This is a genomic window from Pseudomonas sp. LBUM1647 (genome assembly GCF_059716175.1).
On sequence record NZ_CP166809.1, the window covers coordinates 6,012,556 to 6,026,828 of the forward strand.

The 14,273-nt window shown below is 60.8% G+C and carries 11 protein-coding genes; 5 read left to right on the top strand and 6 right to left on the bottom strand.

Annotated features, from left to right (window positions below; translation table 11 throughout):
- Positions 1-179 precede the first annotated feature (179 nt).
- Positions 180-1,094, top strand: a complete 915-nt coding sequence (locus tag ACA059_RS27790) for a LysR substrate-binding domain-containing protein (protein WP_046048823.1) — start codon at positions 180-182, stop codon at positions 1,092-1,094.
- A 108-nt stretch (positions 1,095-1,202) separates the two neighbouring features.
- Here the strand turns inward: ACA059_RS27790 and hrpB are convergent, their stop codons facing one another.
- Complete coding sequence (gene hrpB, locus ACA059_RS27795; RefSeq protein WP_497631725.1) at positions 1,203-3,722, bottom strand: ATP-dependent helicase HrpB; 2,520 nt, start codon at positions 3,720-3,722, stop codon at positions 1,203-1,205.
- Between the two features lie 110 nt (positions 3,723-3,832).
- Here hrpB and pmcY point away from each other — a divergent pair, with 110 nt between their 5' ends.
- Entirely contained in the window at positions 3,833-4,252 is a 420-nt protein-coding gene (gene pmcY / locus ACA059_RS27800) for a periplasmic Zn2+ metallochaperone PmcY (RefSeq protein WP_497631726.1), read from the top strand.
- Between the two features lie 29 nt (positions 4,253-4,281).
- Complete coding sequence (locus ACA059_RS27805; protein ID WP_497631727.1) at positions 4,282-5,187, top strand: cation diffusion facilitator family transporter; 906 nt, start codon at positions 4,282-4,284, stop codon at positions 5,185-5,187.
- Here the strand turns inward: ACA059_RS27805 and ACA059_RS27810 are convergent.
- Positions 5,172-6,131, bottom strand: a complete 960-nt coding sequence (locus tag ACA059_RS27810) for a DUF6515 family protein (protein WP_497631728.1) — start codon at positions 6,129-6,131, stop codon at positions 5,172-5,174. The two genes, ACA059_RS27805 and ACA059_RS27810, sit on opposite strands and share 16 nt — an antisense overlap.
- A 448-nt stretch (positions 6,132-6,579) precedes the next feature.
- Between ACA059_RS27810 and ACA059_RS27815 the strand changes: the two genes are divergently transcribed.
- Both ACA059_RS27815 and ACA059_RS27820 read left to right on the top strand, forming a co-directional pair.
- Positions 6,580-7,059 (top strand): Lrp/AsnC family transcriptional regulator, encoded by a 480-nt coding sequence (locus tag ACA059_RS27815; protein ID WP_054052470.1) that lies wholly within the window; start codon positions 6,580-6,582, stop codon positions 7,057-7,059.
- A 237-nt stretch (positions 7,060-7,296) separates the two neighbouring features.
- Positions 7,297-7,506 (top strand): DUF2788 domain-containing protein, encoded by a 210-nt coding sequence (locus ACA059_RS27820; protein ID WP_007937369.1) that lies wholly within the window; start codon positions 7,297-7,299, stop codon positions 7,504-7,506.
- Here ACA059_RS27820 and ACA059_RS27825 read toward each other — a convergent pair.
- The 4 genes from ACA059_RS27825 to ACA059_RS27840 form a co-directional block, all read right to left on the bottom strand.
- Positions 7,501-8,142, bottom strand: a complete 642-nt coding sequence (locus ACA059_RS27825) for a pseudouridine synthase (protein WP_497631729.1) — start codon at positions 8,140-8,142, stop codon at positions 7,501-7,503. The genes ACA059_RS27820 and ACA059_RS27825 overlap by 6 nt on opposite strands.
- Before the next feature lie 70 nt (positions 8,143-8,212).
- Positions 8,213-9,712: an AMP nucleosidase gene (gene amn, locus ACA059_RS27830; RefSeq protein ID WP_347805717.1), complete on the bottom strand. Its 1,500-nt coding sequence runs from the start codon at positions 9,710-9,712 to the stop codon at positions 8,213-8,215.
- A 183-nt stretch (positions 9,713-9,895) separates the two neighbouring features.
- On the bottom strand, positions 9,896-11,545 hold the full coding sequence (locus tag ACA059_RS27835) for an acyl-CoA dehydrogenase family protein (protein WP_497631730.1): 1,650 nt from the start codon (positions 11,543-11,545) through the stop codon (positions 9,896-9,898).
- A 74-nt stretch (positions 11,546-11,619) separates the two neighbouring features.
- Positions 11,620-14,004 (bottom strand): 7TM diverse intracellular signaling domain-containing protein, encoded by a 2,385-nt coding sequence (locus ACA059_RS27840; RefSeq protein WP_497631731.1) that lies wholly within the window; start codon positions 14,002-14,004, stop codon positions 11,620-11,622.
- Positions 14,005-14,273 lie beyond the last annotated feature (269 nt).

A 14,273-nucleotide genomic window follows, 5' to 3' on the forward strand; every position in this document is an offset into this window, starting at 1 on the left:
GCCTGTGTCCAGGAAAAATAGTAAAAATGTCTTCGCAGACCATGAAAAAACTGGGCAACCGATCTCCCCGGTGGCGCGGTATGTGGTTATTGTTCAGGCATAACAACACCGTCGTCAGAACGGATGCAGTCGGCGCGAAAATTGCCTGGATGTCGAAATCATCCACCCCGAGGTTTGCCGTGGCTGCCTACAACCTGCGTCAATTGAAGTACTTCATCACCACCGTCGAATGCGGCAGCGTCGCCGAGGCGTCGCGCAAGCTGTACATCGCCCAGCCGGCCATCTCCACGGCGATCAAAGGCCTGGAAGACAGCTTCGGCGTGCAACTGCTGATCCGTCACCACGCCCAGGGCGTGTCTTTGACCCCCAGCGGCGCACGCTTCTACCGCAAGGCCCAGGAACTGCTGCGCATGGCCAAGGAGTTCGAACAGAACGCCCTGGCCGACAACGACGTGGTGGCCGGGCAAATCGATATCGGTTGCTTCGAAACGGTCGCGCCGCTGTACCTGCCGCAGTTGATTGCCGGATTCTCGGCGCTGTATCCGGGGGTGAAAATCCGCATCCGCGACGGCGAACAGCAAGAACTGGTGCAAGGCCTGACCTCGGGCACCTTCGACCTGGCGATCCTGTATGAACACGACCTCGACGCCACCATCCAGACCGAACCACTGATGCCGGCGCAACGGCCTTATGCGCTGCTGCCGGCGGATCATCGCTTTGCGCAGCTCAAGCAAGTGTCGCTGCGCGACCTGTGCCTGGAGCCGATGATTCTGCTGGACGTGCAACCGAGCCGGACCTACTTCGTCAGCCTGTTCGAAGAGTTGGGGCTGACGCCGAACATTGCCTTCAGCTCACCGTCGATCGAGATGGTCCGGGGCATGGTCGGGCAAGGCTTCGGCTTCTCGATCCTGGTCACCCGGCCGCATTCGGAATGCACCTATGACGGCCAGAAAGTGGTGTGTGTGGACATCGTCGAAGACATCACCGGCTCAGGGCTGGTGGCGGCGTGGCTCAAGCGCGGGCAACTGACCAAACCGGCGCAGTTGTTTGCCGATTATTGTCGGGAGCAGTTGACGGCCAAGGCCGCCTCTTGAACATCAATGTCAAAAGATCGCAGCCTCGTTTCACTCGACAGCTCCTACATGTACCGCGTATCCCTTGTAGGAGCTGTCGAGTGAAACGAGGCTGCGATCTTTTGATCTTCAGCTTTTACGGGGTTTGATCCGCGCCGTCGCCTCGGCCACCAGCGGATCATCCGGCCAGTAATGCTTCGGATACCGACCTTTCAAATCCTTCTTCACCTCGGCATACGTACTGCGCCAGAAGTTCGCCAGATCCTGAGTCACCTGTACCGGCCGTCGCGCCGGGGACAGCAGATGCAACTTGACCACCTGCCGGCCACCGGCAATCCGCGGGGTTTCGGCCAGGCCGAACAACTCCTGCAACCGCACCGCCAGAATCGGCGGCTGTTCGCTGTAATCCAGACGAATCGACGAACCCGACGGCACGCTCAAATGATGCGGCGCCAGCTCATCGAGCCGTTGCGGCAGCGGCCACGGCAACAGGTTATGGACGATGCTCGACAGGTCCAGATTGGCGAAGTGGCTGAGGCGCGAGACTTTGCCCAGATACGGCATCAGCCAATGTTCGAGGTTTTTGAGCAGGGCGGCGTCGCTGACATCCGGCCATTCACTCTGCTCTTTACTGCTGAGGTCCAGTTGTCGCAACAACGCAACCCGCGCTTGCCACTGTCGCAGCTCCGGAGTCCACGGCAACAGCTCCAGACCTTTGCGCCGCACCAGATTCACCAACGCCTGGCTGCGAGCGGTCTCATCGAGTCCGGTCAACGGTTCACGGCTGAGGATCAATTCACCGACCTTACGCTGACGCTCGGCCCGCAACACGCCTTCACGCTCATCCCAATCCAGTTGATCGACGCAGCGCACCTGTTCGGCCAGCACTGAATCGAACAGCGCCGGATCGAAATCCGCCGCCAGATAAATGCGTTCTTCACGCTGGCCCTGACGACTGCCGAGATCGGCGATCACCAGCCACGGTTGCTTCATCAAACTGTCGGCTTCGGCGAACAGCGCAGCACGACCGTTGGCCAAACGATATTCCGCGCCACCGGCACGACGCTGCTGGGCAACGCGGTCGGGATAGGCCAACGCCAGTAGTGCGCCGAGCCAGCGCGGATGATCCGGATCGCCGACCGGCTCCGACGCCTTGCCCCGCAGATAACCGCGATACTGCCGCGCCAGTTGCCGGGCTCGTTGAACGCCACCTTGAGCACCGCGTGCGGCCCGTTCTTCGCCGGACAACAGCACCAATCGACTGTGCAGATCCGCTCCGGCGCCACGCAAAATATCTCGCTCGCCGAGCAAGGCCGCGACATCGCAGGCCATGTCGGCCAAGCCGAGCGCCTGACCGCGCAACAGCAAATGCGCGATGCGCGGATGGGCCGGCAGTTCGGCCATGGCCTGACCGTGGCGGCTCAACGCTTCGCCGTCCAATGCGCCCAAGCGCTCAAGCAAGTCCTGAGCCTGCGCATAAGCGGCCGCTGGCGGCACGTCGAGCCACACCAATTGCCCCGGCGTCACACCCCAGCGACCGAGCTGCAACGCTAATCCGGCAAGATCCGCCGAGAGAATTTCCGCGCTGGCGTAGGCCGCCAGTTGCTCGTGCTGATCTTGCGACCACAACCGATAACACACACCCGGTTCCAACCGCCCGGCCCGGCCCGCACGCTGAGTGGCGCTGGCTTTGGAAATACGTTGGGTGTCGAGGCGGGCCATGCCGCTGCCCGGATCAAAACGCGGCACCCGCGCCAGCCCGGCATCGATGACCACGCGCACGCCGTCGATGGTCAGGCTGGTCTCGGCGATGTTGGTCGCCAGCACCACTTTGCGTTTGCCGGAGGGGGCCGGATCGATCGCGGCGCGTTGGGCGGCGAGGTCCAGTTCACCGTGCAACGGGCAGAGTAGAACTTGCGTGTTCTCGCCCAGCGCATCAGCCAACTGTTGATGCACGCGACGGATTTCCGCCTGCCCCGGCAGGAACACCAATACGCTGCCGGTTTCATCGTTCAAGGCTTCGAGGATGGTCTGCACCAACCGTGGCTCGATGAATTCACCGGGCTGGAATGGCCGGCCCCAGCGCATCGCCACCGGGTACATGCGGCCTTCGCTGCGCAGGATCGGCGCGTCATCGAGCAACCCGGCCAAGCGCTCGCCTTCCAGCGTTGCCGACATCAACAGGATTTTCAGCGGTTGATCGTCACGAAACAGCTCGCGGCCATTCAGGCTCAGGGCCAACGCCAGATCGGCGTCGAGACTGCGTTCGTGGAATTCGTCGAAAATCAGCAAACCCACGCCTTCGAGCGCCGGATCGTCCTGCAAGCGTCGAGTCAGAATCCCTTCGGTGACCACTTCAATGCGGGTGTTGGGGCCGACTTTGCTGTCGAGACGAATGCGATAACCGACGGTTTCACCGACCTTCTCGCCCAGCTCACTGGCCAGACGCTCCGCTGCCGCGCGAGCGGCCAACCGCCGCGGTTCAAGCATCAGAATGGTCTGCCCGGCCAACCAGGGCTCGTTGAGCAAGGCCAGTGGCACGCGGGTGGTTTTACCGGCGCCGGGCGGTGCTTCGAGCACGGCTTCATGGCGTGTAGCCAAGGCTTCACGCAGGGCGGGTAAAACTTCATCAATCGGCAAAGAAATCATGCTGGCTCCCAAACAGAGGCGCGAGTATAACGGCGAACTGCCTGGCGTTCGTCGTGGTCCTAATTCATATCGACGACGCTTCGTTTTCCAGATGACCCAGGAGATTTCATATGCGTGTTCCCTTTCGCTTGATTGGCGGTGTATTGGTCGCGACGTTGCTGACCCAGGTGACCGCTTGCGGATCGATTTTCTACCCTGACCGTCGCGGTCAGATTGACGGCAAGATCGACCCGGCCATCGCCGCGCTGGATGCCGTGGGCTTGCTGTTCTACATCATCCCCGGCCTGATCGCGTTTGCCGTGGACTTCGCCACCGGCGCGATTTACTTCGAGCCCGGCAAGACCGCCCAGGTGGCCCCGGAAAAACTCAAGGAAGCCATCGGCACCGACGGCAAGGTCGATAACCACAAGCTGCAGACTATTCTCGAAACAGAACTGGGCCGCAGCTTCCCGCTGGATGACCCGCGCCTGATCCAGCACAAGGGCAGCGCCCAGCAACTGGCCATGTTCGGCCTGCAACCCGCCGCGTAACCCGTGCATAAGAAGGAACGACAGCACCTATGATCTCCAGCTCCGAACACGCCCGCCTGCTGCGGCTGGCGACCCGTGCCTCGATGGCGGTGGCATGCACGCTGATCGTCGCCAAAGCCATTGCCTGGTGGTTGAGCGGTTCAGTGAGCATGCTCGCCGGGTTGACCGACTCGACCCTCGACGGCGTCACCTCGCTGCTCAACCTGCTCGCGGTGCATTACGCCTTGCGCCCGGCCGACGATGATCATCGGTACGGACACGGCAAGGCCGAGTCGCTGGCGGGCATGGCTCAGGCGTTATTCATTGGTGGCAGTGCGGTGCTGATTGCCTTGCAGGCGATTGATCGACTGAAACACCCGGAACCGGTGGGGGCGCCGTGGATCAGTATTGGGGTGATTGTGTTTTCCCTGGTCCTGACCCTGGCCCTGCTGAAGTTGCAACATCGGGTCGTCAAGGCGACCGGCTCCAACGCGGTGCGCGCCGACTCCCTGCATTACCGCTCGGACATGCTGCTCAACGGCAGCATCCTGGTGGCGCTGGTGCTCGCCGGGTTTGGCTGGCATCAGGTCGACCCTTGGTTCGGATTGGGGATCGCTGCCTACATTCTATGGAGCGCGATTCAGATCGCCCGGGAAAGTTTTACGGTGCTGATGGATGAAGAACTGCCGTCGGACGTCAGCCAGCACATGCTCGAACTGGCCTGCAGCGTACCGGGAGTCTTGGGGGCGCACGACCTGCGTACGCGGGTTTCCGGCAACCAGTGGTTCGTGCAGTTGCACCTGGAATTGCCGGGGGATTTGACCCTGTCAGTCGCTCACGGCATCAGCGACCAAGCCGCCGATGCGATTCACGCGGCTTATCCGCGAGCCGAAGTGCTGGTGCACGCCGACCCGCAAGAAGTGGTGCTGGCAGGCAGGACTCAGAAAGAAACCTGATAACCGCGACTGCTCAGGCAGTTGCCCTGGGCCTGTCGGTAGGCTTGCACCACCGACGGGTCCGGCTGGTAGGTGGCCGTTCGCGGATCAAAGCCGCTCTGCTGCACCGCGTATTGATAGCACTCGTAACCGTCCTGGTTGACCTGCTCTGGCGACTGACCGTTGGCCGGATACGCCACCACGTCAAAACTATTGCTGACCGGTTGCGGCTGCGGTTGCACGGGCGGCTCGACCACAACGTAATCCTGAGTGCTTTCCTGATAGGCGTAATAGGAACCGGCCGCCAGGAACAACAGCGCACCGCCGATCCACACTTCGCGCGCGTAATCGGGCAAGTAGCTGACGCGAATCCCGCGTGGCGGCTGCACCACCACATAACGCGGGCCGAGCGGACGATACCAGTAGCCGCCGGAGTAGAAGTAATCCTGACCGCGATAAGGCACGCGGTAATCACGGTCGGGGAAACGATCGATCACATGACCGGGACGGTACTGCGGGCCTGCGCCCCAGCCATTACCGTGCCCGTCCGGGCGACCGGCCCAGCGATGGTCATCGGGACGCGGACCGTTGTTCTGCCAATGCTGGTTGTTATCGTTGCGCCGCGGCACGTCCTGGTAGTAACCACGCTGTGGCTGCTGGGTCTGGCGCACGGTGTCGGGCCGGCCCTGAATCGGCAGGTCATTGGCCGGTAGCTGCGGCGGTGGCGGCGGTGATCGAACCGGACTGTTGTAGTCGTGCGGCGCACGCGGCTGGTTCTGCTGCGGGTTGTTCTGCGGGCGCGGCTGATTATTGCCGCCATGCCCCTGATTATTGCCCTGATGCCCGTCCGAGCCGCCTTGCCCGCCATCGGGGCCACGGTTTTGCGGCTCATCGGCCAGCGATTGCGCAGTGACACTTATACACAGCAAACCAACACCGGCCAAACGCCAGATGCGCGACTTCATGCTTTTCCTCACTGCGGGTTAGGGCCTGTACGTAAGACTGGGAAAGCACAGGCCGGTTCTGCAACAGGTTATCAGTCGCGCAACTTATTTATTGAGGGACACTTTCTAAAGGCATGAAAAATCGCGGGCAAAAGAAAAGGGAGACCCGTCGGCCTCCCTTTAGAGAACTTCGTCCGTGCTCGACGCTTATGACGTCGGCTCACCTCACGCCGTCTTCTGGACAGTGTGTAGCTCGGGGGCCGGCTCATCCCCAGTGGGGGTGGCGACCGCAGCTGGCCTGATTGGGCGAGCCGCTGTGGACTGTTTGTCCGAGCAGTGATTCTGGTGATAAGAATAGGCTCGCGACGCCGGCAGAGGATTGCGAAGATTGCTCAAATAAACATCACTTGCGCAATTTTTAACCCTGGATAGATAATCCACCGCAATAGTTATGACAAAGGCCTGATTGATGAGCAAACTCGACCGATACGACCTGAGCATTTTGGCGGAATTGCAGCGTGACGCGCGCATCTCCAACCAGGAGCTGGCCGAACGCATCGGCCTGTCCCCCTCGCCATGCTCGCGGCGGGTCAAGCAGCTGGAGGACGACGGCTACATCTCCCGCCAGGTGGCCCTGCTGGACCGCAAGATGCTCGGTTTGAGCCTGACGGCTTACGTGTTGATCGGTATGGACCGGCATACGCCAGAGCGGTTCGAAAACTTCGAAGCGGCGATTCGTACGTTGCCGCAGGTGCTGGAGTGCAGTTTGGTGACGGGGATGGATGCGGACTATCAGCTCAAGGTGGTGGTGCCGGATATGGATCACTATCAGAAATTGCTGCTGGGGCATCTGACCCGGATTGAAGGGGTGACGAGTGTGCGGTCGAGTTTTGTGCTTAATCAGGTGCTCAATAGCACGGAGTTGCCGCTGACTCATCTGCGTGGCTGAGACCTGCTTCTGTAGGAGCTGTCGAGTGAAACGAGGCTGCGATCTTTTGACTTTGATTTTTAAGAACAAGATCAAAAGATCGCAGCCTCGTTTCACTCGACAGCTCCTACACGCTCCTACAAGTGCGAGCCGGGCGACGAATGACTGCGGCACACCGACGCAGGTCAACCCACTGCCATTCTTCCTTGCCGTATACTCGCCCCGCCCTTTTAGCCTCGCCCGCGCTGGAGATGTTCGATGGATCCTGCAGTATTCGAAGAGTGGATGATGACCGGTCTGGTCAGCATTCTGATCATTTTCATGGGTTTCATCGTCTGGGATCTGGCGAAAAAATCCAAGGCCGGGCGCTTTGGCTCGTTCATCCTGTTCTTCGTACTCGGCCTGGGCGTGGCCGCGTTCGTGATCAAAAGCGTGGTCATCGGCCTGATCGAATCCGGCACGTTATAAACGCGCCGGCACTTCCTTCCACTGGCCCTGATCGAGCCCTTCGATCGACCAATCGCCTATTTTGACCCGAACCAGGCGCAACGTCGGCAAGCCGACCGCCGCGGTCATGCGCCGTACCTGACGGTTACGCCCTTCGCGAATCACCAATTCCAGCCAGCTCGTCGGCACGCTTTTGCGAAAGCGTACGGGCGGGTTGCGTGGCCACAACTGCGGCTCATCCAGTTGCCGCGCCTCGGCCGGCAAGGTCATGCCATCGTTCAGCTCCACGCCATCGCGTAAACGCTGCAATTGCTCTGCGCTCGGCTCGCCTTCCACCTGCACCCAATACGTCTTCGCCAGTTTGTGTTTCGGGTCGGCAATCCGCGCCTGAAGCTGGCCATCGTTGGTCAGCAGCAGCAAACCTTCACTGTCGCGGTCCAGTCGTCCTGCCGGGTAAATCCCGGGAATCTCGATGTAATCCTTGAGCGTCGCCCGCCCTTCTCCGTCGCTGAATTGCGTCAGCACATCGAACGGCTTGTTGAACAGAATCAGCTTCGGCTCGGCCGGCGGCGCTTTGGCGACACGGCGCGGGGCTGAGGACGATGGCGCAGGCTTCACGCCAGGGCGGCGGGAAACGGGACGTTGAGGACGAGACATGGGAAAAGGAACATCTAACGGTCAGGGCTGCTAATGCTAGTGCCCTGACCGCTAAATGACCATCTCGCAATCAGCGGAACGGCGGCTCGTCGAAGCTGCGCAGTTTGCGCGAGTGCAGCGAGTTGAGTTCGGTGCGCAACAGATCCACCGCCTCGATACCGATCTTCAAATGCTGGCTGACCGCACGCTCATAGAAGGCGTTGGCCGAACCCGGCAGTTTGATTTCGCTGTGCAACGGTTTGTCCGAGACACAGAGCAACGTGCCGTACGGGACCCGCAAGCGATAACCTTGCGCCGCGATGGTGCCGCTCTCCATGTCCACCGCTACAGCGCGAGACAGGTTGATCAGCGGACGCTCCTGAGCCCAGCGCAACTCCCAGTTACGGTCGTCGTAGGTCAGTACGGTGCCGGTGCGCAGGCGTTTTTTCAATTCGTCGCCCTTCTCACCGGTGATATTGGCCGCTGCTTGCTGCAACGCCATCTGCACTTCGGCCAGGGCCGGAATCGGAATGTTTGGCGGCACCACCCGGTCGAGAATCCCGTCGCGGCGCATGTAAGCGTGCGCCAGCACGTAATCGCCAATGGTCTGCGACTGACGCAAGCCGCCACAGTGGCCGATCATCAGCCAGCAATGCGGACGCAGCACCGCCAGGTGGTCGGTGATGTTCTTGGCGTTGGACGGGCCGACGCCGATGTTGACCAGGGTCACGCCATGGCCGTCGCTGGCGATCAGGTGATAGGCCGGCATCTGATAGCGGTGCCAAACCACACCGGCGGCAATCGCCGAGGCTTCGCCGTGGTCCATGCTCTTTTCGATGATCACGTTGCCCGGCAAGACCATGCGCACGAAACGCGGATCGCTGCGCAACTGTTCCAGGCCATGGACGATGAACTGGTCAACGTAGCGGTGGTAGTTGGTCAGCAGAATCCATGGCTGCACATGACGCCAGTCGCTGCCGGTGTAATGCACCAGACGGCGCAGGGAGAAATCCACCCGCGCGGCGTCGAACAACGCCAGCGGCAACGGATCGGTGTTTTCCCAGTCATACAAACCATCGGCGATCCCGTCGGTGGCAGCGGACAGGTCGGTACTCGGGAACACCCGCGCCAGCGTGGCAGCGGTGACGCCGGAACCGGCCAGCTCATCGCCCTGCTCGACCACGTACGGATAAGGAATATTTTGCTGGCTGATACCGACTTCCACCGTGACGGTGAAGTCGTGCATCAACGGCACCAGCTGTTCCAGCAAGTATTTACGGAAGGCCGCCGGATGAGTGACGGTGACGCTGTAGGTCCCTGGCAACTGAACCTTGGCGTAGGCGCGAGTAGTCTGTGGGACTTCGCCCTGGCAGAGGTAGGTCAGACGCAGTTCAGGATAACGAAACATCGCACGCTGTTCGGCGTCCGGTTCGACTCGATCCTTGAGGTAACGCTTGAGCGCCTGGTTCAGCGCGGTGGTTGCACGATTGTGCAAGAGCGCAAGCCGGTCCACGGCTTGCTCGGCGGTTTGAACGACAATAAAAGCTTCGGTCACGATCAGCATCCTGTGTTCTGACTTGCAGGCCTTCATCTTGCCTGCATCGTCGCTTCACGGGAACAGCGGAGTGTTGGCTACACACTAATGGCAATGCACAGAGGTCATTGTGGGAGCGAGCTTGCTCGCGATAGCGGTACATCAGTCAATATCAATGTTGAATGTTATTCCGTCATCGCGAGCAAGCTCGCTCCCACAGGGTTCAGTGTCGACTGAAAGTCAGAAGCCCTGTGGTGTCGACCGGGCGACAATCGCTTCCACATCCAGTCCACGTGGCAACGCGCCATACACCCGACCGGCCGAACCGAGGCGGCTGGCGATGAAAGCATCACTGACGGCGGCGTTGCCAGCTTCCAGTAACAGCTTGGCCTGAAGGCCCAAGGCAATGTCTTCGGTCAACTGCCGCGCACGATATTGAATGTCGCTGGTGTCCTTGAACGCTGTCTGCAACTGAGTGATGTGTGCGGCCAGGCGTTTGTCGCCATGACCATCGCCCAATTCGCTGAACAGGACGTCGAGCACGCCAGGCTCCTTGGACAACGCTCGCAGCACGTCGAGGCATTGCACGTTGCCGGAGCCTTCCCACGTTGAGTTGACCGGTGCCTCACGGTACAACCGCGGCAGGATGCTGTCTTCGACATAACCGGCACCGCCCATGCATTCGGCGGCTTCGTTGATCATTGCGGGCGCGCGTTTGCAGATCCAGTACTTGCCCACCGCCGTAACGAGCCGAGCGAATTTGGCTTCATGGTCGTCATCCAGATGATCCAGTGCCTGGCCCATGCGCAGGCTCAAGGCCAGGGCGGCTTCGCTTTCCAGGGCCAGGTCGGCCAGTACGTTCTGCATCAAGGGTTGTTCGCTGAGCAATTTGCCACCGACCTTGCGGTGAGCGCAGTGATGGCTGGCCTGGGTCAGGGCCTGGCGCATCAGCGAACTGGAGCCGACCATGCAATCGAAGCGGGTCATGGCGACCATTTCGATGATGGTCGGAACGCCCCGTCCCTCCTCGCCGACCATCCACGCCAGCGCACCACGGAACTCCACTTCGCTGGACGCGTTGGAGCAATTGCCGAGTTTGTTCTTCAGGCGCTGTATGTAGAACTGATTGCGCGTGTCGTCCGGGCGATGGCGCGGCAGCAGGAAACAGGTCAACCCCTTGTCCGTCTGGGCCAGGGTCAGGAAGGCATCGCACATCGGTGCCGAACAGAACCACTTGTGACCCACCAGTTCATACGCCTGGCCCGGTCCACTGGCGCCGACCGGAAAAGCCTTGGTGGTGTTGGCCCGCACGTCGGTGCCGCCCTGTTTCTCGGTCATCGCCATGCCAATGGTGACCCCGGCCTTGTGGGCCATGCCGACGTTGCGCGGGTCGTATTCGGTAGAGAGGATTTTCGGCAGCCATTGCTCCGCCAGATCCGCTTGCAGGCGCATCGCCGGGACGCTGGCGAAGGTCATGGTCAACGGGCAACCACTACCGGCTTCGGCCTGGCTGTGCAGGTAGGTCATGGAGGCGCGGGCGACGTGGGCGCCGGACTGCGGATGCGCCCAGGGCAATGAGGTCAGACCGTGCTCGACCGCCGTGCGCATCAACTCGTGATAGGCCGGGTGAAACTCCACCAGGTCGATGCGATGGCCGTAACGGTCATGGCTGCTGAAAACCGGCTTGTTCTGATTGGCCAGGAACCCCGCTTCCATCAGCGGCCCGCCGGCCAGTGCGCCGTAAGCGTCGATCCGCGACTCGGCCCACCCGGCCCCGAAACGCCGCGACCACTCCTGCAACGGCAGGTCGATGCGATACAGGTTGGCGCCGTCCAGCGACGGTGGCTGGTTGGTGACTTCGTGGGTTTCGGCGAACTGATGCAGGTTCATGACGGGGCTCCTTTGGTCAGCCAAGGGACTTCAGTTAAGCACCGCCCCTTGACCGAACAAAGTGTCATATCTGCCTAACTGTCGGCGCTTTCGCCTTGCCTTGGACACAGCACCCGACGATAGAGCGCTGCCTGCAGGTCCTCGAATTTCACCGGTTTGCTCAGGTAATCGATCAAGGCACCGGTCGGGCAGCGTTCCCGATCAATGCTCAAGGCAATCACGAATACCGGCAGTTCGGTGCAGCCCGGCAACGCACGGATCTGGCAACAGAGCGACGCGCCATCCTGCGGTGGAAGCTGGCAGTCGAGCAATACCGCATCGAAGGTTTCGCGCTGCAAGTGATCGAGCGCGGCAGCCCCGTTGTCGACGGTGCGCACCCGGAACCCAAGCTTGAGCAACATGCCGCGCATCACCAACTGATTGATGCTGTTGTCATCAACCAGCAGAACGGTGCAGTCCTGAGGCAGCCGCAGGCGAGGAAATTCGCGGGTCATCAAGGGCACTGACGGCCGCTCCACCACGGGCAGTTCGAACTCGACGTCGAGCTGAAAGCGGCTGCCACGACCAGGCTCGGAGCGGTGGGTCAGTTTTCCACCGAGCAGTTCGACCAGCTGCCGACAGATCGCCAGGCCAACGCCCAGACCGCCGTATTCTCGGGTCATCGAGCCGTCGAGTTGGAAGAAACGCTGATACAGTGTCGCCTCCCCCAGATCGGTGAAGCCGATGCCGGTGTCGATCACCGCAAAGGACAGCGCCAGTCGGTCGGGCGCCACGGTTTTACCCGTCACCCGTAGCGCCAGTCCGCCGACCCGAGTGAACTTGATCGCGTTATCCAGCAGGCATTCCAGGCATTGCGCCAACTTGGCGCTGTCGCCGTGCAAGCGATCCGGCAGGCCCGGCGTGACCTCGACTTTGAAGTCCAGCGACTTGCTCAACGCGTTGCCCTCGAACTGCAGGCGCAAAGCCTCGACCACGCCGCGCAAACTGAAAACGGCCGGATAGGTCTTGAGCTTGCCGGCCTGCAACTCGGTCAGGGTGAGGATGCCGTTGACCATGCGCATCATGTCTCGCGCGGAACCGGCGGCCGTTTGCTGATACTGCTCCAGCTCAGGGTCCATCTCGACGGTCTGCATCAGTTCCAGCGAACCGATCACGCCATTCATGGGTGTGCGCAGTTCGTGGGTCAGGGTGGCGAGGAATTCGTCCTTGAGCTTGTTACTGCGAGCCAGTTGCTGGTTCAGCACTTCAAGCGTTTGACCGGCATCGAACAAGGTCTGCGCCTGTTGCTCGCGCATGGCGTTAATGCGATCGGCCAGCGCCAGGGACAGCAGCGCCACTTCAATCGCCGAGCCGATCTGGCTGGAATACATGGTCAGGAACACGTTTGGCAGGTAACCCAGCACCATCAGGGTGTTGACGATGCCGCCGAGTAAAAACGCCGACCAGGCAATAATGAAATAACGCGCCACTCGCAGGCCACGCAGCCAGGCGAAAATCCCTGCGGCAAAAATCACTACGGTGAAAGTCAGTGCCAGCGCCGTCGCCAGGCGCAGGGCCAGGGCGTAACTGGTCATCAACGACAACCCGACAACCACCGCGCTAAACGCAATCAACGCCAACAGCAAGCGGTCGAGCCAACGACTGTGGGTCGCCGTCTGCAAGAAGCTGCGCGCGAACTGGCTGCCGAACAGGCCCGCACAACCGATGAAAAACGGCGTCGCGGCGTTGGCCCACCAGGGATTGTTCGGCCAGAAATACTCCACGGCCGCGCCGTTCACTGACAACTGATACAAGCCGAACGAGGCGATATAGAAGATGTAATAGAGGTAGCTGGTATCGCGCACGCTGAGATAGATGAACAGGTTGTACACCAGCATCCCCAGCAATACGCCGTAAATCAGCCCCAGCACATAGAGTCGGACCGGTTGCTCTTCCAGGTAGGCAGTGCTCGACCATAGGGTGACCGGCGCCTGGATCGACCCTTCACTCTGCAGGCGCAGGTACAGGGGTTGCGCTTGATCAGGGGTGAAGTTCAGATCGAACAGGTAATTGTTCTGGCGGATCTCGCGACTGTCGAACGGCAAGGCATCACCGGTCTGGCGTGCCAGTTGATAGCCACCGGCCGCATCGGGCAAGTACAGATCAAGGTGATCGAGGGGCGGATAGGCCAGTTCCAGCAACCAGGTGCGTTGCACCGCGGGGTTGCTCGGGCGGTAATGCAGGTCGATTTTCAGCCAGAACACTGAACGCGAGTAACCGGCGTTGAGGGTGGCTTTGTCGTGGGGTTTGAAGTTTCCGGCCGCGGCTTGTGCACGGACATCGGCGATGGTCGCCTGACCGCCCGCGTCTTCGAACACTTGCAGTGTTCGGCCCAGGGGAAGGCTTTGAGTGAATTCGTCGAATTCGACCGCACTCGCCATGAGGGGCAAGCACAACAGCAACATCAGCAAATAGCGCATTTAAGCCCCAGCGTGGCCTGTCCGGTTATCTCAGGAAGCCCCTCATTCCTTTTGAGTAGACGTAAAACCGGTATTACCTGTTATTGGTTTGGATCCACTCTAGCATAGCCGTTGGTGGCCATTGAACACCATTGAAATTTTTCCTACAAAGGCTCTAGCACGGGCGTTCCAGCTCAACGCATTGGGCTAGAGCTGTTTGTCCAGTCAGGTTGTAGCAATGCCGAACTTCTGTGGCGAGGGAGCTTGCTCCCTCGCCACAATGTATCGGC

Excerpts from the sequence above, each read along its gene's own strand:
- hrpB (WP_497631725.1), bottom strand. The coding sequence starts at position 3,722 with ATGATTTCTTTGCCGATTGATGAAGTTTTACCCGCCCTGCGTGAAGCC.
- pmcY (WP_497631726.1), top strand. The coding sequence starts at position 3,833 with ATGCGTGTTCCCTTTCGCTTGATTGGCGGTGTATTGGTCGCGACGTTG.
- ACA059_RS27805 (WP_497631727.1), top strand. The coding sequence starts at position 4,282 with ATGATCTCCAGCTCCGAACACGCCCGCCTGCTGCGGCTGGCGACCCGT.
- ACA059_RS27810 (WP_497631728.1), bottom strand. The coding sequence starts at position 6,131 with ATGAAGTCGCGCATCTGGCGTTTGGCCGGTGTTGGTTTGCTGTGTATA.
- ACA059_RS27815 (WP_054052470.1), top strand. The coding sequence starts at position 6,580 with ATGAGCAAACTCGACCGATACGACCTGAGCATTTTGGCGGAATTGCAG.
- ACA059_RS27820 (WP_007937369.1), top strand. The coding sequence starts at position 7,297 with ATGGATCCTGCAGTATTCGAAGAGTGGATGATGACCGGTCTGGTCAGC.
- ACA059_RS27825 (WP_497631729.1), bottom strand. The coding sequence starts at position 8,142 with ATGTCTCGTCCTCAACGTCCCGTTTCCCGCCGCCCTGGCGTGAAGCCT.
- amn (WP_347805717.1), bottom strand. The coding sequence starts at position 9,712 with ATGAAGGCCTGCAAGTCAGAACACAGGATGCTGATCGTGACCGAAGCT.
- ACA059_RS27835 (WP_497631730.1), bottom strand. The coding sequence starts at position 11,545 with ATGAACCTGCATCAGTTCGCCGAAACCCACGAAGTCACCAACCAGCCA.
- ACA059_RS27840 (WP_497631731.1), bottom strand. The coding sequence starts at position 14,004 with ATGCGCTATTTGCTGATGTTGCTGTTGTGCTTGCCCCTCATGGCGAGT.